The organism is Cytobacillus oceanisediminis 2691, assembly GCF_000294775.2.
Taxonomy (GTDB): Bacteria; Bacillota; Bacilli; order Bacillales; family Cytobacillaceae; genus Cytobacillus; species Cytobacillus pseudoceanisediminis.
The window spans coordinates 1,647,092-1,664,654 of sequence record NZ_CP015506.1 but is presented as its reverse complement, the minus strand read 5'-3'; the positions used below and the strand labels follow the sequence as shown (position 1 = coordinate 1,664,654).

Genomic DNA, 17,563 nt, shown 5'->3' with positions numbered 1-17,563 from the left:
TAGGAGGGATAACTATGCATCTGCCAAACTACTTTGATTTTTATCAAAAATGCCTTATTCCTGCAAATGGAGCTGATACATTCCTTCCGGCCGGGCAAACCCATTGGCTAATTGCTCTGGAAGGACAGCTTAAGGAACAGGAAAAAGAATATTACCTCTGGAAAGTAACCTTATATCCATCCAATTCAGAAGGAAGTTTTATATGGAATAAGGCGCTTTATTCTTCATCTCTGTACGAATGCATCCATAAAGCTTTTGAACATGCTAAAGAACTTGAAGCCAATGTAAAGGACTCCCAGTTCAATTTTTTAAAGAGACAAGAGAAAATCAGCTAACCTCAAAATCCATTCCCCTATGCGTTACTCTTTTTTTACCCTCGAATGTGAAATAACATACATATAGGTAATTTCTACTTTTAATCAAAATCCCAAAAAGTGAATTCTTAATTCAGATCAAAAAAAGAGCCTAGACTTCTCTAAGCTCTCCAGATTATAGGGGGTCAACTATAATAGTCCGACCACATTTAGTTTAACAAATCCTGCCTAAAAAATTAAGATACTAAAGTACTATTACTTAAAAGCTTTAACGCGGTAATTTATAATAAAAAAACAGAATGATATGTATGCTGCAGGATTAATAGTTTTGATATATGTTGTTAACAGTTTGTTAATATTTCTTATCTATAATATAAATGTACCGAAAGATAAAACCTTTTTCATTACCCCCCTTTTCAAACCGGCCAAATGCGGCCGGTTTTTGTATGAAATAGGGGTTAACTTTATGCAAGCCTAAATACTATACCATGGCCGCCTTTTGGGTATTCCCATTTAATATTCTGATATGGGCATCCAATCCTGCAGCTGCCGCACTCATGGCATCCTTCATAACCCACCTGCATTCTCAATCCTTCCCACTTATACACCTCAGCCGGGCAGAAAATAGTGCATATTTTATCGGGGCATTTTGTCATACAGATATCATGATCCAATACGGTAAGATGTGATTTGGTGTCTGCCTTAAAACGAACTAAATATTGCTTTTCTTCGATCGTTTTCGTTGACATTATTTCACCGCCTTCCATGCCCTGTACATGTCTTGAAGCACACGAATGGTCCCGCGTTCACTGGTAAAGCTCTTCATAATTTCTTTTTGCTTTTCTTTCTTAGGAGTTCCATCAACTGTAAAAAATTTGCTCGCTGCCCTGTTAAGCATCGGAACATATTCTTTAAAATACTGAGGGTAGTGTTCAAACGTGTGAGTTGCATCTTTATATTTTTCCAGGTCTTTAATAATAAAGCTTTGGTAAAGTGTTTCCCTGTACTGATTCAAGCTTGTTTCGCTAAAGTCACCCCGTTTTTTGGCATCAATGATGGTTTCTGCAGCCATTGTTCCGGAAGCCATTGCCATATTGGAGCCTTCGCGGTGTATGGCATTAACCAGCTGTGCAGCATCACCTGCAAGAAGGACACCATCCCCGGCCACTTTAGGCACTGAATGGTAGCCCCCTTCAGGAATCAAGTGAGCCAGATACTCGGCAGATTCTCCTCCTTCTATTAAGGGTCTTACCATAGGGTGTGTTTTTAAATAATCCAGCAGGTCATAAGGCTTAAGCTTCGCCTTAATCATACTTGACAGCGTGGTTCCCACACCAATATTAATACTATCTTTATTGGTGTAAATAAAGGCAGTTCCCAGATTGCCTTTCGTGGAGTCCCCGAATATTTCAATCGTACAGCCCTGGTTGTCTTCCAGGTTAAAGCGGTCATTAATTTTGTCTTTAGAAAGATTAATGACTTCCATTACCGTCAGTGCCACTTCATCAGGGCGAAATTCTTTATGGTAGCCCAGCTGTTTTGCCAGCAGTGAATTTACACCATCTGCCAAAACCACTACATCTGCATATACCTCCCCATCCGGCCGGTCAGTTCTTACACCAACCACTTTTCCATTTTCAGTCAGGCACTCAAGTACGACTGTTTCATTTATTAATAGAACGCCCTGTTCAACCCCTTTTTTTGCAAACCATTGGTCAAATGGCGCCCGGAGTACTGTAAAATTATTATATGGTTCCTTCCCCCACTCAAGACCTTTATAGCCAAAACTCACTGTCGATTCTTTATCCATCATCCAAAACCGCTGCTCTACGACAGGCCGCTCCAGCGGTGCTTCTTTCCAAAACTCTGGAATGATTTCCTCCATTTGCTTACGGTATAAAACTCCACCCATTACATTTTTGCTGCCGGGATATTCTCCTCTTTCAATTTGAAGGACTTTTAGACCGTTTTTGGCGCATGTGTAAGCACAGGAAGTTCCTGCAGGCCCTGCCCCCACCACGATGACATCAAACTTTTCAGACATAACTCATTTCACCCCCTTTTTCCCTTGCTTCCTTTAACTCTTTAATCAGCTTCGGCACAATTTCAAGTGCATCACCCACGATTCCGTAGGTTGCTACATCAAATATAGGTGCGTCTGGATCCTTGTTAATCGCAATAATGAACTCTGAATTCTTCATGCCTACGACATGCTGGATTGCCCCTGAAATCCCAATAGCAAAATAGACCTTTGGGGTAATGGTTTCTCCGGTCTGCCCTACCTGCTGTTCATGCGGCAGCCATCCTGCCTCCACTACATCCCTTGTGCCCCCTACAGTTGCTCCAATTGCATCAGCCAGGTCATGGATCAGCTGGAAATTCTGAAGATCCCCCATTCCTTTTCCGCCCGCAACAACAACATGCGCATCTGCTAAATTCACTTTTTTTGTGACATCTTTCACAATTTTAATTACCTTTGTGCGCATATCATCTTCACTTAGGGTAATCGCTTCTTCTATAACCTGGCCCTGTCTATCTGGATCTGGCTCCAGGGCTTTCATAACCTTCGGACGGACAGTAGCCATTTGTGGCCGGTGCTTTTTACAAAGGATGGTTGCCATTATATTTCCCCCAAACGCCGGGCGGCTAGCTTCAAGCAGCCTTTTATCCACTTCGACATCCAGCATGGTTGTATCAGCAGTCAATCCAGTGCTAAGATCTGTAGCAACAGCACTGGCCAAATCTTTACCATTGGAAGTGGCCCCATAGAGAAATATCTCAGGTTTATATTTTTCTGCAAGATTGATTACTGCCTTCATATAAGACTCCGTCCGGTAATCTTTCATCACTTCATGGTCAATGACATATACCTGATCAGCTCCATAAGCGATCACTTCCTGGCATAAAGACTTTATTTCATATCCAAGCAGAACACCGGAAAGAGGCACATCCAGCTTATCTGCCAGCTTTCTGCCTGCACCGAGCAATTCAAGGGAAACCCCTTCGATTTTCCCATCATTTTGTTCTATGAATACCCACACTCCCCGGTACTCATCCATCATGTAAATCCCCCCTAATTATTCCCGTTATCGGCTTACAAACAGCTCTTTCTTATCATTAAGCAGCTCCATCAGCTGCTTAACCTGTTCTTCCGCATTCCCTTCAAGCCTCTTTCCGCCTTCCGGCTTGGGAGGGGTAAACATTTTTCCCACTATCGTAGGAGACCCTTTCAACCCGAGCTGTGTACGATCTACTTCCTCAAGATCATTTACAGACCAGATAACCGGCTCATACCTGGCAGCTTTTATCATGTTTGGCATAGGGGAGTATTCTATGCTATTAATCTCTTTTTCAACGGTCAGCAGGCAAGGGACTTGAGCTTGTATTAATTCATATCCGTTCGTAATTTTCCTTTTGATCAGTATCGTTTTTTCACCTTCATTAAGTTCAGATACCTCTATAACATTTGTAACAGGCGGAATATCCAGCCTTCTTGCTATTCCTGGTCCCACCTGGCCGGTATCTCCATCAATGGCATGTTTTCCGCATATGATTAAATCCACAGGCATATCTTTTGAAATACGCTCCAATGCTTTAGACAGAGCATAGCTTGTTGCCAGTGTATCTGCGCCGGCAAATGCACGGTCTGAGATTAAAAAGCCGCGGTCTGCTCCTATTTCGATGCTTTTCTTAATAACAGCAACAGCCTGTGGAGGTCCCATGGATAAAACCGAAATGGTGCCTTTTCCTATGGTCTTTGTTATTTTCACTGCTTCCTGTACTGCATGGGCATCATAAGGATTTAAAATGGCAGGTGCACTGCGCCGGTCAAGAGTGTTGGTTTTGGGATTGATTTTAATAATTTTTGTATCAGGCACTTGCTTGACACACACTACTATGTGCATTTTTTACTTTCCCCCCTCTAAACTTAAAGCTTCTATAAGTATAGTTCGCTTTAAGAGATAGATAAAAAAGCTTTGTATTACGATATGATTCTCGATACATGCATAGTACTGCTATGAAGAATTAATAAGAATTGTGCAGTTCATTACTAAGAAAAGCGAGAACTGGCGCCAACTAAAAAAAAGAATCCTCAACGGATCCTTTTTTTTCTTCCCTATTATATGTTCAATCTATGTGCTTGGAATTTTAAAATTATACAACAGCTTTCTTCCATAAGAGAATCATTTCCCGGAAGGAAATCCTCATTCTTTTCTTTTGTTCCTTCTCTCTTTTAACGACGCATTGATATTCAAAAATTAATTGATCAAGTTCCTGGCTGCAGCGAACCGTTTCCTGGCTCGCCATTCCATTTTTCTTGGCCGTTTCTATCATTGTTTCCCTTTTTTGCTGAATTTCAGTCAGCAGCTGTATTCTTTTATAGCGCAACTTTCTTCCTCCTACTCCTATCCCTTTATCCGATATAAATGTGTCTACTTGAAGCATTATTACAAGAATTTCTATAAATGTAAATAGATTCGCAATATTAGACAATCTTTTTCCGAATTTATTTTTATCGACATCAATTTCAATTCGCCCTCATGGGGTTTCGACACATTCTGCTAAATTTATTATGTGGCATCAACGGGATTTGATAAAAAAATCGCAAGACCATAATATGTTAAAAAAATATCCAATTGTTATAGCAGGAAAATAAAAACCCAATGCCGGGGGCAATGGGTGGGTCATTAAATTATTGATGAACTTCCTTTTTTTCATAAATTGGCACCCATCCTTCTGCGGTAACAAAAATCCGGATGGCTACTACTTTTCGATCCTCCTGAAGAGTAAAATAATGACGGATGTTTTCGGGTACGGATATTAAATCGCCAGGATTCAGGAATACTTCAAAGAACTCTCCATCTTTTCCTTGTATAATAAAGACTCCATGACCGCTGACAATAAATCTCACCTCATCATCTGTATGATGATGCTCCTGCTGGAAATTCTGAAGAAGCTGTTCTAAATTCGGCGTATTCTCTGAAAGGGAAATTACATCCTGTGCCTTATATCCTCTTCGATCAGAAATATCCTTAATTTCTTCAGCAAATGCAGCCAGAATTTCTTGTTTCTCATCATCGGAAAGTAAATATTTTTCCTGCAGATTTTCAGGCAATTTATCTATTGCCCATTGCTCATAGATAACCTCCTGCTTTTCCAGAAAAGCAGCAACCTCTTCCTGATTCCTAATTTCTTTTTTTGAATTTTTCAGTACGATATATGCCAATCTAATCATTCCTCTCTATTATAATTTTTTTCTCGCATGATTTAATAACAGCAGTTCATATATTAAACTACTTTAATTAGCTGATCGGGCTTATATGCCAGGAGCCTTAACTGATAACGGAACAGAAACTCTGAAGCCTCAAGGATCTTTTTAGCCTCAAAGGAGGTTCTGCCCCATACTGTAATTCCATGATTTCTTATCAAGACGGCACCTGAATCTTCATGTACATGGGAAGAAAAACACTTTGCCAGCGTTGGAATATGCGCATGATTCGGAATAATCGGAATCTCGAGAACAGCATCTTCCTCCCACTTATCAAATGCTTTAATCAGCTCTTGCCCTTTAAATGTAACCGCCGCCTGATCACCATAAATTTCTGAAATGACATTATTGTCAATAGTATGTACATGAAGACTGCATTCAGCTTTCGTTCTTCGATATATCTCAGAATGCAGAAGTGTTTCAGCAGAAGGCTTTAAATGTGTTTCCCCTGCCGGGTGTCCATATTCATCAACAAGGAGAAAGTCTTCATCAGTGCGTTTCCTTTTATCCTTTCCGCTTGCTGTTACGAGGAATTGAAGGGGATGTGAGCTGACCTTAATGGCCAGATTTCCGCTTGTTCCCATAAACCAGTCCCTTTCTGCAAGCTCTTCCTTAATATCTGCAAGCTCATTCCATTTTTCCCCAACTCTGCTCATACCCTCACCTCATTTAATCTTTTTAAAAGCTCAATGCAATCATAGAATGTTTCAAAGGCAGAATGATTTAGGTTCATCTCTTTGCTTTTCTCCAGGAGCAGATCTCTGGCAATGACAAAGTCTGCCTGTTTGGCAGCCTCCAGATCGGTTACTGAATCTCCGATCACCACTTTAAAGGTGTTCTCATCCACCAGTTTCCTCATAATAGAAGGCTTGCAGCAGCCGCAATTCTTATTGCATTTTTCATCGCAGCTATGGGGCCATAAGATATTAATTGTATCGCCGCTAAAATCAGAACTATTGCAGAACACCTCTTCAAAGGGTCCATACTTATCCAGTACAGGAGCCACAAAAAAATCTATTCCTCCGCTGACTATATAAAGCGGTATTTTTTCTTTTTCCAGATAATCGATAAATGGCTGAAATCCCTCTCTTACTCTTGCATTTTCTAAGATGAAATCGGTGATAGCATCTTTCAGACTGCTTGGCAGAAGGGAAAACATCTTTCCTACTCCTTCTTGAATGGTAATTTCCTGTCCCAGAACTTGATTTTTTATCCCCTCCCATTGAGAAGGAGCAAAGTGCTTCATGATATGAATGATGTTATCGTTTTCGGTAATAGTTCCATCAAAATCACAAAATACCGCCACTTTAGCCATTCTTTACAGCCACCTCTTTGTACCCCCACAGATCAATCGCTTTTTTTAATTCAGGGAAGTTTGATGGAGCATCTGTTAAAGAAGCCCCATTTAAAATTAAATCTATTGCCTGGCGGAATGCCAAACCGCCTCCTCTTGCCCCATCCGGATGCCCATGTACGCCACCTCCGGCATTAATTACACTGTCTATTCCGAAGTCTTCGAAAAGCAAAGGTACAAGACCCGGATGGATGCCGGCTGATGGAACCGGAAAGGTTCTTTTGCAGAAATCATTCCTAGTCAGGGTATCCCCAATTGATAAGGCCAGAGTTTTTTCAAGGGCAACCGATCCATAAGGTGAAGGGAATAGAGACAAGTCTGCGCCTGCATACCTGAGGAGTTTGCCTAAAAGCAAAGGATAGGAAATCCCATAAACACTTGAAGCAGAAAGAGCTCCACTAACTGCAGGATGTGCCATGATAGGCAGCCCTATCTCATCATCTTCTCTTAATGACTGCAAAACATCGAGCCCATACGAGAATACGTTGAAGAGAAGAAGATCTGCACCAAGTCTGGATGCTTTCCTTGCCTTATCTTTTAAATCAAAAGACCTGCCTGTTAAATTCACAGCATATAGGGTACGGTGGCCTGTTTCCTCATAAACCTGCCTTAGCACTTCTTTGCCTTCGGTTATCCGGGCTTCAAAAGGTGTAAGGCGGTTTTCAAATAGAATTTCATCATCTTTTACAAGGTCGATGCCGCCAAGGGCCTGTTCCCTCAGCTGCGAAGTTAAAAAATCCATGTCTTTGCCCAGCACCCCTTTGAAGATGCTCATCAGAAGGGGTCTATCATATACATTCAGTTTTTCCCTCAGTCCGTCAATCCCGAATCGTGGCCCAGGAAAAAAGCTTTTAAGTTCATTGGAAAACTGTAAATCTAACAATTTAATCTTTCCATCCAATGATAGTTTTCCAAAGACTGTTGTTAATATTGCCGGTAAATCAGGACTGAAATTAACAGTTGGATAGGCAATCTTAATGACTGCGGCTGTTTCCTTTTTTTCTTCATCTTTAGTATAGTCTTCAACAGAAACGACCCTGCCTTTATGCTTTTCCAGCTGCTGTTTTTCTAGTTCCGGCAAATGGGTCCATGACCCGACCGTTAAGCCTAAAGCGATCTCCTCGGCCTTTTTCTCCGGGTTATGTTTTTCATCATGAACCAGATACGTTGCAATAATTTCACTCATGTATATTCTTCCTTTCAAAAATCAAAGAATGAAAACAATAAAAAACCTCTTCAAATAAGAAGAGGTTAGGATAGCAATCTAACATCTTCTTATCTTTCAGCTATAAGCTGCAAGATTTAGCACCGTGCTCATGTATAAGTCGGTTGCCGGGCTTCATAGGGCTAGTCCCTCCGCCTGCTCTTGATAAGAAAACGAAACGAGTATTCAGTTAATTTAGAATTAAAATTTAATTAGAATTATGACAGTGCTTAATATTTTTGTCAATTGAATTATGAGAAAAATTTAAAATAAATTTAATTTTTTTATTCTGCCCACTGCTTCTTTAAGTCTCTCCTCAGATGTCAGTAAACCCGCTCTCACATACCCTTCTCCAAAATCACCAAATCCGATGCCTGGTGCAACCGCAATATGCGCTTTATCCAAGAGATAGTCAGCAAACTCTTCCGATGTAAATTGTTCAGGGACCTTAAGCCATGCAAAAAAAGAGCCTTTAGGAGCTTGAACATTCCAGCCGATTTCCCTGAGGCCAGAGATGAATGTATTACGTCTGGATTCGTATATGGAATTCAATTCTTTAACACAATCCTGTGGTCCTGACAGAGCAGCTGCTGCAGCTTCCTGAACAGCACCAAACAAGCTGACGTATAGATGATCCTGCATAAGGTTCAGTGCTGCGATGACACTTGCATTTCCAGCTGCAAATCCAACTCTCCAGCCTGCCATATTAAATGTTTTTGAAAGTGTATAAATTTCAATTCCGACCTCTTTTGCCCCTTCTGCCTGAAGAAAGCTTTCAGGCTTTATGCCGTCAAAGCCAATTCCTCCATATGCAAAATCATGGACGATGCAAATACCATGGCTTCTGCTCAAATCAACTGTTTCTTGAAAAAAGTCCTTGTTTGCCACTGCTCCAGTGGGATTATTTGGATAATTAAGGAACATCAGTTTTGCTGCATTAAGCTGGTCTGCTGACAATTCACTGTATACTGGCAGGAAGTTATTTTCTTCTCTTAGAGACATTGTCACCATTTTTGCTTTGGCAAGTGCAACACCTGACCAATAATCAGGATATCCCGGGTCCGGAACCAATACGCTGTCCCCAGGGTTTAAAAGGCATTGAGGGATTTCAACCAGTCCGGCTTTACCACCAAAAAGGATGGCTATTTCGGTTTCAGGATCCAATTCAACATTAAATTCCCTTTTATAAAAGTCAGCAGCTGCCTTTTTTAAATACGGGAAGCCCTGGAAAGGGGAATATTTATGGTTTTGCGGATTATCGGCTGCACTTTGAAGACTCTTGACAATATGCTCTGGTGTAGGCATGTCAGGATTGCCCTGTCCAAGATTGATGACATCATGCCCTTGTTGGAGTTTTCTCCCCACTTTGGCTGTCAAAGATGCAAAAAACTGTTTAGGCAGACTTTTCAAAAGATCTGATTGCGGATAATTTACCAAATTGTTCACCTGCTTAAAAAAAAGATTGAAAATATAGTCACAAATGATATAACGTAAATGGTAAGATGTAAAGTAAAATTTTGAAAATTTCCATCTATCGGACTAATTTTACCATAAGGATATGATGATTGCGGGGGAGTTTTATGAAATTAAAGATTGCCTGTTTGCAAATGGATATTGCATTTGGAAAACCTGAGGATAATTTTAAAGCAGCCGAAATCATGATTAAAAAGGCGCTTAGGGATAAACCGGATGTTATTGTGCTGCCGGAACTTTGGACGACTGGTTATGACTTGACCAGATTGGGTGAAATTGCAGACCAGGATGCAGAATCATCGCTAGTCTTTTTGAAAAAGGCCGCACAGAGCAATCGGGTTCATATGATTGGCGGATCTATTGCAAAGAAAACACCCGAAGGCATTTACAACACTCTGCTGATTGTAGATAACCAAGGTGACCTTATACATGAATACAGCAAGCTGCACTTGTTCAAGCTGATGAATGAACATCTCTATCTGAACGGAGGGACAGCGAAGGGAGTTTTTTCACTGGAAAATAGGAAGTTTGCAGGGATGATTTGTTATGATATCCGTTTTCCTGAGTGGGTGCGGACCCATACAGCGGAAGGTGCTGAAGCTTTATTTGTAGTAGCTGAATGGCCATTGGCCCGGCTGGCACATTGGCGGGCACTTTTGATTGCGCGTGCCATTGAAAACCAGTGCTATGTAATTGCATGCAACCGCTCCGGGTCTGATCCTGACAATGTCTTTGCTGGCCATTCGATGATTATAGATCCTTGGGGAGTAGTGCTTGCAGAAGGTTCTGAAACGGAAGAAATCCTATATGCTGAGATAGACCTGGATAAAGTGAAAGAAGTCCGCAGCATGATTCCGATTTTTACCGATCGCAAACCGGATTATTACTATTGAAGGCATGCAGGGCCCTAACTGGGGCCCTGCCTTGCTTTACCCTTCTATTTTCGCCCACATTTCCGGAGGGTTTAATTCATAAATGCCATTTTCCCTGTACATATAATGATTTATAATAAATTCTCTGCGTATCGTAGCATAGTCTTCATGATACTGTTGAATATATTCGTTAAGCTCTTTTTCTTCATATTTTTTCCCCATTTTCAATCCTTTGATTAGATGCTCAAAAACCATGAGTCTCTTCTTCCTCTGTGCAGGAATATTCTTCAGCTTTCCTTCTTTGGTAAAGAAATTTTCAATAACCTTCTGGCTTTCTATATTTTGTTCTTCCATTTTCTTAACCTCCTCTTTATCTGCCAATTTTGCAAGAACACCTGATTGATGTTTCAGTACGGATTCATTTAAATAAAAATAAACAGTATTTTTATCTCTTCTCTGATAAACAAGGTTTATTTCCCTCAGTTTATTTAAATGATGAGTAATGGTTGGCGGAGTTAAACCAAGCTTCCCCGCTATCGCCTGTCCATGCAAAGGACCTTTGGCAAGGAGAAAAACAATCCTGATTCTGGTTGGGTCTCCCATTGTCTTATAAAAAGCTACTAAACGATTTAATTGCATATTTTCAGCGCCCTCATTTCGATCGATATCTAATTAGATGATAATCGAATCCCACTCATTCAGTCAACCATATATATAATACCCCCATAAAAAAATCACCTAAGAGGTGATTGTTAAGATTGAGCTATTTTATATAATTAGACCCTTCGAGTGCTAGCAGTACTTCTTTAATTTCAGTCCTGTTTCCTGCATAACCCGTTAACGATTTATTTTTTCCAATCACGCGATGGCATGGAATAATGATCGGAAGGCGATTGGCCTTGTTTGCCTGACCAATGGCACGCACTGCTTTTTCTCTCCCTATTTTAAAAGCAATGTCCTGATAACTTCTTGTCTCTCCAAATGGGATTAGGCACAGCTCTTTCCAGACTGCCTTTTGAAATTCAGTGCCATGAGGTTCTATGGGGATGTCAAACTCTTTCCTATGCCCTTCAAAGTATTCCTCAAGCTGATTTGTACACCTTTTAATTAAAGAGTCGGAGGGATCCAATTTCAATGATAAAACGTCTTCCCCTTCGAGAAAATCTTCTTCCCCAATGTATAAAGCCGAAAGGATTCCATTCTCAATGACAATGTAAATGTCTCCTGCCGGTGTGTATGTTTTAGAATAAACTCTGCCTTTCATTTCATTCCCGCCTTTAAAGAATAGGGCAAATGGATGTGGAATACAGTTCCTTCCCCCAATTTGCTTTCCACTTCAATTGTTCCCTTGTGTTCTTCAATAATTTTATATGTAACCATTAAGCCAAGTCCAGTGCCTCTTTCCTTTGTAGTATAAAAAGGTTCACCAAGCTTTTTTATTTTATGCGCAGGAATTCCTGTCCCTTCGTCCCTAATGGTTATGTGAACTTTATGGTCAAACCCTTTCTGAATGGATACAGTAATATATCCACCTTTAGGCATGACTTCAATGGCATTTTTTATAATATTGATAAAGACCTTTTTCATTTGATTGGATTCACAGAAAACATTGGGCAAATTCTTTTCATAATAAGTCCTGAATTGAACATTATGGAGCACAGCCTGAGCACTAAGGAGATCGACTGTTTCCTTCATGATTTGAGATATGTCTTTTTCCACAAATTTGACAGCTTGAGGCTTAGCAAGTATGAGAAATTCATTAATAATTGAATCAATCCTGCTAAGCTCAGTGGTAATCACATTGAAATACATAGTATGATCTTCCTTCACACTGTCCTCCAGCAGCTGTATAAAGCCTTTAAGTGCTGTCATGGGGTTTCTTATCTCGTGGGCAATCCCTGCTGCCAATTCTCCAATCACATGCAAAGTGTCTGATTTCCGAAGCTGTTCTTCCATTTCCAGCTTCTCAGTAATGTCTTTAAATGTTGTCATACTGATATTAGAAAAAATATTCAGCTTGTTGGAAAACTCAAAAAATTTCTTTCTGCCTGATTTCAGAGTAATGGAAAGGTTACCGTCTGATTGCCCCGCAGAGTGTATGTTTTTTATCTGCTCCTTTAATTCATCATCGGTTATATTGCAGTCATTTAAAATACTATGCAGCGAAACACCAATAAGCTCCTTTTTTGTCATCTGGAGCATTCTCTGACCTGATTGATTAATATCGACTATTTCAAACTGATTGTTCCAGAGCAGAATCCCTTCAAGGGCACCTTCAAATATCATGCGAAATTTTTGTTCGCTTTCCCTCAAGCTTTTTTCCATAGCGTGACGCTCACTGACATTTCTGAAGATTGTCATATGGTAGCCTTCAACGGAGTTCAATTTCACTGTAAACTCCAAAGATTTGAACTGGCCATTTGGCATAAGAAAAACTAGCTCATCCCGTATGCTTCCCTTAACGAACATCTCTTTAACAATGCTTTTGTATCTTTCCGATTTTTCATATACAAAATCTTTGATCTTTTTATTGAGAAGCTCATCATGAGTACATTCAAAAATTCGGCAAGCAGCTTCATTCGCATCAATGATCTCACCATTTCCACGCCAAAAAATGATTCCATCCAGGGCTTCAATAAATAGGTCAGCATACAGCTCTTCATTCTTTTTCACTTTTCGTTCGAGGAGCCGCTTACTCGTTACATCTCTTAATATACACATATAAAGACCGTCCTCATTAAGGATGCTGGTAGTAAAATCAAACTCTATTATCGTTCTGCCGTTATATATTGGCAGAATGCCCCTGACACTTTCCTTCTTCTTTAATAATTCCCTTTGCTTTTCAAGCTTGAAATGTCTATTTTTCGGCACGATATCAGACAGTCTCCTGCCGATCAGGTCTTGTTTATCAGTCTTTATACTTTCAGCAAATGATGGATTGACATCAACAATTCTCTCCTGGCTATCAAAAATTAAAATTCCATCATTTGAGCGTGAGAATATATTATATTTAAGTGAATGATTATTGGCCAAAATATTATTTTCCTTTTCCAAAGTCTCAATCCTGGCATAGAGTCTCCTGATTTCCTGATTCATAATGACCACTCTATTTCCTCCTATTGGGATATGCAATTAATTAAATATTTCTACAATATCTGACTAAAACCTTTAAATCTCCGAGAAAACTGTCTTATTAATTTTTCATCTCAAATGTCTGGGGAAAGGACAAGGCATACCCTGTGTAGAGAGTATGCCTGGATTTTACAATTTGAATTTTGCAATCATCTCATTTAATTGTTCTGCCAATTCCGACAAGGACTGTGCATTTTCTGAGATTTCCTCCATTGAATGGTTAGTCTGAGCCATTGATGCACTCGTTTGTTCGATGCCTGCCGCAGATTCCTCAGACACTGCGGCAATATTGCCAATGGACTGGTTCATATGGGCAGAATTAATGGATACCTGCTCGAGGCTGCGGGAAATGTCACTGACATTATTGGACATTGAGTTAACTGCCTCATAAATTTTCTGAAATGTTTGTCCTGTCAATTGAATTTGCCCGGTTCCCTTTTCAACTTGAACATAGCCTGTTTGAAGGGATGTGGCCACACTGTTTGACTCCGTTTGAATACCCCCGACAATCTTAGTGATATCTGAAACCGAGAATGATACCTGCTCAGCCAGTTTCCTCACCTCATCTGCCACTACTGCAAAACCTCTTCCATGCTCACCGGCTCTGGCAGCTTCAATTGCTGCATTTAATGCCAGAAGGTTGGTCTGGTCTGCAATTTCCTTTATAACCTTAACTAATCTGGAGATTTGTTTTGTCTGATCATCAAGTCCATTTACCTTGTCAACAGAAGACTTCATTATTTGGTTAATTAATCTCATTTGTTCCTGGGATTCTTTCATTAGCTTGTTTCCATTCTCAGTAAGCGATAGCACCTCTGTGGAAGCACTCTTTATTTCATTACCGCTGTATGAAGCTTCTTTCACTTTTTCCAGGTACTCGTCCATCATTAAAGATAAACGCGTTGCAGAACCCGCCTGATCCTCGGCTCCTCCGGACAGTTCCTGCATGGTTGAAGCCACCTGCTGACTGGCTGCTTTTACTTCATTTGCAGCAATATTCAGTTCTCCGCTTCTTTCTGTCACATACCCAGAAACTGCATTAATTTCCTGAATCATGGTCTGCAGCTTTATTTTCATGGAGTTCATGGCTCTGCTAAGCTGTGCTACTTCATCATCACCTTCATATTCCACTGAATTTGCATTGAGGTTTCCTCCTGCAATTTCATTTGAGAATTGGACAATGGCAGTTAGTTTTTTAGAAATTATACTTCCAATAAAAAGGATGCTCGCGATTCCCAGGATAGCAGAAATGATGATTGAAATACCAAGTACTATTAAAGTAAGGATAAGACCATATTTGGCAGAAGACACAGCCTTTTGCTGATCCTCCTTCATCATTCTGCCAAGGGTATTTAACTTATCAACCGTTTCAGAAATAATATTATCTGCCTGCAATTTCCCCAGCCTATATTCTCTTGCATGCTGCAGTTTTACTTCTGGCTCGATGACATCATGAAATAAACTGGTGATTTTTTGATCATTTTCATCGATTTGCCTAAAAAGGGTTTTTGATTTTGAATCGCTCAGTTCCGGAGAAATTTCCTCTTTCAATTTATTAAAATCCTCTGTCAGCTCATCAAATGTTTTTAAATGTTTGGGGTTGGAGTCAATGATAAAGTTTCCAATCGTGCTCCCTTTATGATGAAAAGTGGCCGCTGATTCTGTAATCTTAATGGCTTTTTCCCCAGAATCCTTAACAGTCTCCAGTTTTGAATTGGCAATTGTCAGCAAGAAGAAAGTTAGAACGGTGGAAACCGTGAATAGTCCAATGGTCACAAAAAGCGCAACCCCATATTTCTGGCCAAGCTTCAGGTTCCTCCACCATTTCGTGCTCGCCATTTTATTTAAATACTTGCCTATTTTAAACTTTTTTGACCTGGACGATTCTTTTCTTTCCTTATTGCCAGGTATAAATTTTCTTACCCCTTTCAACATAACTTCCCCCTTTATGATTGAACCAGATGCGAACAATTGAACTAGTATGTACCTAATTCTTTTTTACTATTCTTTCAATTCATTATAATAGAACAAAAAAGACATTTGAAGATTATTTTTCCAATTTTTCATTTTAATAAAGCCTTCCCTGCACCTATTCCCTTTAAAATCTTACCTTAAAAAACCTGATTTTCTCACGTCAGCATCAGTCATGACATACTAATCGGACTACTCCCTTTTATCTGCGACAAAAATGATTTTCTTTAAATAAAATTTGAAACAGATTTAAATTAAATCCATTCAAGCCATATAATATATGAAGTAACAAGCAATATTTATTTGTATAACAGTAATTTCTAATTAGTATGACAGCATTTTCAGAGTTAGAAGTTTTTACTTTTTCTGGAAATTAAACCTTCTATTTACACGAGAAAAGAAGTTTGCTTCATGTTAAAGTGGGTAAAGAAAGAAAGAGTATTTATGGGGGTCTTTAATAGAGGAGGACTTATGAAACAACGTGACTATTACTTCGACAACACGAAGTTTATTTTAATCTTCTTTGTCGTTTTCGGACATTTACTCCGCTCTTTTATTGAAGATAATGAAACAATCTATACTTTATATAAGGTAATCTACACGTTCCATATGCCAGCATTTATACTGGTATCCGGTTTTTTTGCAAAAGGCTTTTATAAAAAAGGCTATATAAAGAAAATTGCAAAAAAGCTCATACTGCCATATATTATTTTTCAGGTTATTTATTCGATCTTCTATTATTTTTTATATAATAAAGGCACCTTTGAGTTGGATCCTTTTAACCCGCATTGGTCTTTATGGTTCCTGATCAGCATGTTTTGCTGGAATATCATGCTTTTATTCTTTGCAAAGTATAAAGCGGTTTATTCCCTGGCAGCTGCTTTTATCATTGGGCTTGCTGTCGGATATGCCGATTGGATTTCAAACTATTTAAGTTTATCGAGAACATTTGTGTTCTTTCCTTTATTCCTATTGGGTTATTATTTAAAGAAGGAGCATTTCTATGCGCTATTCCAGCCAAAGTTCAGAATTAGTGCATTTGCAATCTTTGCTGTAGTCTTTATAGGCTTTTACCTCTATCCTGAAGTGGATTATAAGTGGCTGCTTGGCTCAAAGCCATATACTGAAATGGGGGCAGCTTCAATTGGGGCAGTCTTAACGAGATTGGGCTTTTATGTCCTAAGTTTGATAATGGTATTTAGCTTCTTTGCTTTTGTGCCCCGCAAACAATATTTCTTTACTGATTTAGGAAAAAATACACTTTATGTCTATCTGCTTCACGGATTCTTTGTACGGGTATTCAGAGAAAGTGATGTACAGGGCTTTTTCAGCAAACCGGAAAACTTCCTGCTGCTTGCCGGAATATCGCTGCTGCTGACTTTGCTTCTCTCAAGCAAACTGATTACTTCATTTGCGCAGCCTATTATAGAACTGAGAACATCACAGCTAAAGAAGCTAAAAGATAGATCAAAGGCATATGCCAGATTTTATCGTAAAAAACTTACAAGTTAGAACAGAAACCGGTCATGTATTAATGGCCGGTTTTTACTTTAGTCATAACTATTGACCATTTTTGATTATGGGATTATAATAAATAACTGTGTTATATTATTTTGTCCCAGTAGCTCAGCTAAGCGTAAACATCCCTGAATTACATCCCTGTAGCTCTGTTTCGACGCATTTGCTCCCTTGTATTGGGCTTGCAGAGGAAAAAACAGGATATACCAGTCTTATCTGCACTACAAAAAATATACTTACGCCAATATGTCCCAGTAGCTCAGCTGGATAGAGCGACAGCCTCCTAAGCTGTAGGTCGTGAGTTCGAATCTCGCCTGGGACGCTACAAAAGAAAAGCGCAAAACCCATTTATATCAAGGGTTTTGCGCTTTTTATTTTATTCAATATGTTTATTCCTAATCCTTAGAATACCAAGTTTGGGGTCGGTTTGGGGTCGAACCGATTTTTATTTATGAT

Annotated in this window: 17 protein-coding genes, 1 tRNA gene and 1 riboswitch; of the genes, 4 read left to right on the top strand and 14 right to left on the bottom strand. The window is 39.6% G+C overall.

Going from position 1 to position 17,563, the window contains the following annotated elements; genetic code table 11:
* Positions 1 to 14 precede the first annotated feature (14 nt).
* Positions 15 to 335 (top strand): hypothetical protein, encoded by a 321-nt coding sequence (locus A361_RS08495; protein WP_009331043.1) that lies wholly within the window; start codon positions 15 to 17, stop codon positions 333 to 335.
* 443 nt (positions 336 to 778) lie between these two features.
* Here A361_RS08495 and A361_RS08490 read toward each other — a convergent pair whose 3' ends face one another.
* From A361_RS08490 to A361_RS08445, 10 genes are all read right to left on the bottom strand, one after another.
* The gene (locus tag A361_RS08490; protein ID WP_019381639.1) at positions 779 to 1,063 is read right to left on the bottom strand and encodes a ferredoxin family protein; all 285 of its coding nucleotides are present in this window, start codon (positions 1,061 to 1,063) and stop codon (positions 779 to 781) included.
* Complete coding sequence (locus A361_RS08485; protein WP_019381638.1) at positions 1,063 to 2,358, bottom strand: FAD-dependent oxidoreductase; 1,296 nt, start codon at positions 2,356 to 2,358, stop codon at positions 1,063 to 1,065. The genes A361_RS08490 and A361_RS08485 overlap by 1 nt, the downstream gene beginning before the upstream one ends.
* The gene (locus A361_RS08480) at positions 2,351 to 3,376 is read right to left on the bottom strand and encodes an electron transfer flavoprotein subunit alpha/FixB family protein (RefSeq protein WP_019381637.1); all 1,026 of its coding nucleotides are present in this window, start codon (positions 3,374 to 3,376) and stop codon (positions 2,351 to 2,353) included. The genes A361_RS08485 and A361_RS08480 overlap by 8 nt, the downstream gene beginning before the upstream one ends.
* A 24-nt stretch (positions 3,377 to 3,400) precedes the next feature.
* The gene (locus A361_RS08475; RefSeq protein WP_009331051.1) at positions 3,401 to 4,219 is read right to left on the bottom strand and encodes an electron transfer flavoprotein subunit beta/FixA family protein; all 819 of its coding nucleotides are present in this window, start codon (positions 4,217 to 4,219) and stop codon (positions 3,401 to 3,403) included.
* Between the two features lie 250 nt (positions 4,220 to 4,469).
* On the bottom strand, positions 4,470 to 4,703 hold the full coding sequence (locus tag A361_RS08470; protein ID WP_009331053.1) for an aspartyl-phosphate phosphatase Spo0E family protein: 234 nt from the start codon (positions 4,701 to 4,703) through the stop codon (positions 4,470 to 4,472).
* Between the two features lie 304 nt (positions 4,704 to 5,007).
* On the bottom strand, positions 5,008 to 5,550 hold the full coding sequence (locus A361_RS08465) for a 1,2-dihydroxy-3-keto-5-methylthiopentene dioxygenase (RefSeq protein ID WP_009331055.1): 543 nt from the start codon (positions 5,548 to 5,550) through the stop codon (positions 5,008 to 5,010).
* Positions 5,551 to 5,603: 53 nt separating this feature from the next.
* Positions 5,604 to 6,239 carry a methylthioribulose 1-phosphate dehydratase gene (locus tag A361_RS08460; RefSeq protein WP_009331057.1) on the bottom strand — a complete coding sequence of 212 codons (636 nt, stop codon included), beginning with the start codon at positions 6,237 to 6,239 and terminating at the stop codon, positions 5,604 to 5,606.
* Positions 6,236 to 6,898, bottom strand: coding sequence for a 2-hydroxy-3-keto-5-methylthiopentenyl-1-phosphate phosphatase (locus A361_RS08455; RefSeq protein ID WP_009331059.1), 663 nt, complete (start codon positions 6,896 to 6,898; stop codon positions 6,236 to 6,238). The genes A361_RS08460 and A361_RS08455 overlap by 4 nt, the downstream gene beginning before the upstream one ends.
* Positions 6,891 to 8,123, bottom strand: coding sequence for a 2,3-diketo-5-methylthiopentyl-1-phosphate enolase (locus A361_RS08450; RefSeq protein WP_019381635.1), 1,233 nt, complete (start codon positions 8,121 to 8,123; stop codon positions 6,891 to 6,893). Before A361_RS08450 ends, A361_RS08455 begins: the two co-directional genes overlap by 8 nt.
* A gap of 86 nt (positions 8,124 to 8,209) precedes the next feature.
* Positions 8,210 to 8,313: riboswitch (SAM riboswitch) on the bottom strand.
* Between the two features lie 92 nt (positions 8,314 to 8,405).
* Positions 8,406 to 9,578: a pyridoxal phosphate-dependent aminotransferase gene (locus A361_RS08445; protein WP_019381634.1), complete on the bottom strand. Its 1,173-nt coding sequence runs from the start codon at positions 9,576 to 9,578 to the stop codon at positions 8,406 to 8,408.
* Positions 9,579 to 9,721: 143 nt separating this feature from the next.
* Between A361_RS08445 and A361_RS08440 the strand changes: the two genes are divergently transcribed.
* Complete coding sequence (locus tag A361_RS08440) at positions 9,722 to 10,507, top strand: carbon-nitrogen family hydrolase (RefSeq protein WP_019381633.1); 786 nt, start codon at positions 9,722 to 9,724, stop codon at positions 10,505 to 10,507.
* 36 nt (positions 10,508 to 10,543) lie between these two features.
* Here A361_RS08440 and A361_RS08435 read toward each other — a convergent pair whose 3' ends face one another.
* The 4 genes from A361_RS08435 to A361_RS08420 form a co-directional block, all read right to left on the bottom strand.
* The gene (locus tag A361_RS08435) at positions 10,544 to 11,125 is read right to left on the bottom strand and encodes a metalloregulator ArsR/SmtB family transcription factor (RefSeq protein ID WP_019381632.1); all 582 of its coding nucleotides are present in this window, start codon (positions 11,123 to 11,125) and stop codon (positions 10,544 to 10,546) included.
* Between the two features lie 124 nt (positions 11,126 to 11,249).
* Positions 11,250 to 11,750 carry a methylated-DNA--[protein]-cysteine S-methyltransferase gene (locus A361_RS08430; RefSeq protein ID WP_019381631.1) on the bottom strand — a complete coding sequence of 167 codons (501 nt, stop codon included), beginning with the start codon at positions 11,748 to 11,750 and terminating at the stop codon, positions 11,250 to 11,252.
* The gene (locus tag A361_RS08425; RefSeq protein ID WP_236888062.1) at positions 11,747 to 13,582 is read right to left on the bottom strand and encodes a PAS domain-containing sensor histidine kinase; all 1,836 of its coding nucleotides are present in this window, start codon (positions 13,580 to 13,582) and stop codon (positions 11,747 to 11,749) included. The genes A361_RS08430 and A361_RS08425 overlap by 4 nt, the downstream gene beginning before the upstream one ends.
* 165 nt (positions 13,583 to 13,747) lie before the next feature.
* The gene (locus A361_RS08420; RefSeq protein WP_019381629.1) at positions 13,748 to 15,553 is read right to left on the bottom strand and encodes a methyl-accepting chemotaxis protein; all 1,806 of its coding nucleotides are present in this window, start codon (positions 15,551 to 15,553) and stop codon (positions 13,748 to 13,750) included.
* Between the two features lie 507 nt (positions 15,554 to 16,060).
* Between A361_RS08420 and A361_RS08415 the strand changes: the two genes are divergently transcribed.
* Both A361_RS08415 and A361_RS08410 read left to right on the top strand, forming a co-directional pair.
* Entirely contained in the window at positions 16,061 to 17,101 is a 1,041-nt protein-coding gene (locus A361_RS08415; protein ID WP_019381628.1) for an acyltransferase family protein, read from the top strand.
* A 254-nt stretch (positions 17,102 to 17,355) separates the two neighbouring features.
* Positions 17,356 to 17,429 (top strand) — tRNA-Arg (locus tag A361_RS08410).
* The last annotated feature ends 134 nt before the right edge of the window (positions 17,430 to 17,563 follow it).

What these genes read in the sequence shown, in the direction of transcription:
- A361_RS08475 (WP_009331051.1), bottom strand. Translation starts at nt 4,219, where the DNA reads ATGCACATAGTAGTGTGTGTCAAGCAAGTGCCTGATACAAAAATTATT.
- A361_RS08435 (WP_019381632.1), bottom strand. Translation starts at nt 11,125, where the DNA reads ATGCAATTAAATCGTTTAGTAGCTTTTTATAAGACAATGGGAGACCCA.
- A361_RS08490 (WP_019381639.1), bottom strand. Translation starts at nt 1,063, where the DNA reads ATGTCAACGAAAACGATCGAAGAAAAGCAATATTTAGTTCGTTTTAAG.
- A361_RS08485 (WP_019381638.1), bottom strand. Translation starts at nt 2,358, where the DNA reads ATGTCTGAAAAGTTTGATGTCATCGTGGTGGGGGCAGGGCCTGCAGGA.
- A361_RS08460 (WP_009331057.1), bottom strand. Translation starts at nt 6,239, where the DNA reads ATGAGCAGAGTTGGGGAAAAATGGAATGAGCTTGCAGATATTAAGGAA.
- A361_RS08415 (WP_019381628.1), top strand. Translation starts at nt 16,061, where the DNA reads ATGAAACAACGTGACTATTACTTCGACAACACGAAGTTTATTTTAATC.
- A361_RS08465 (WP_009331055.1), bottom strand. Translation starts at nt 5,550, where the DNA reads ATGATTAGATTGGCATATATCGTACTGAAAAATTCAAAAAAAGAAATT.
- A361_RS08480 (WP_019381637.1), bottom strand. Translation starts at nt 3,376, where the DNA reads ATGATGGATGAGTACCGGGGAGTGTGGGTATTCATAGAACAAAATGAT.
- A361_RS08440 (WP_019381633.1), top strand. Translation starts at nt 9,722, where the DNA reads ATGAAATTAAAGATTGCCTGTTTGCAAATGGATATTGCATTTGGAAAA.
- A361_RS08455 (WP_009331059.1), bottom strand. Translation starts at nt 6,898, where the DNA reads ATGGCTAAAGTGGCGGTATTTTGTGATTTTGATGGAACTATTACCGAA.
- A361_RS08495 (WP_009331043.1), top strand. Translation starts at nt 15, where the DNA reads ATGCATCTGCCAAACTACTTTGATTTTTATCAAAAATGCCTTATTCCT.
- A361_RS08430 (WP_019381631.1), bottom strand. Translation starts at nt 11,750, where the DNA reads ATGAAAGGCAGAGTTTATTCTAAAACATACACACCGGCAGGAGACATT.
- A361_RS08450 (WP_019381635.1), bottom strand. Translation starts at nt 8,123, where the DNA reads ATGAGTGAAATTATTGCAACGTATCTGGTTCATGATGAAAAACATAAC.
- A361_RS08420 (WP_019381629.1), bottom strand. Translation starts at nt 15,553, where the DNA reads ATGTTGAAAGGGGTAAGAAAATTTATACCTGGCAATAAGGAAAGAAAA.
- A361_RS08425 (WP_236888062.1), bottom strand. Translation starts at nt 13,582, where the DNA reads ATGAATCAGGAAATCAGGAGACTCTATGCCAGGATTGAGACTTTGGAA.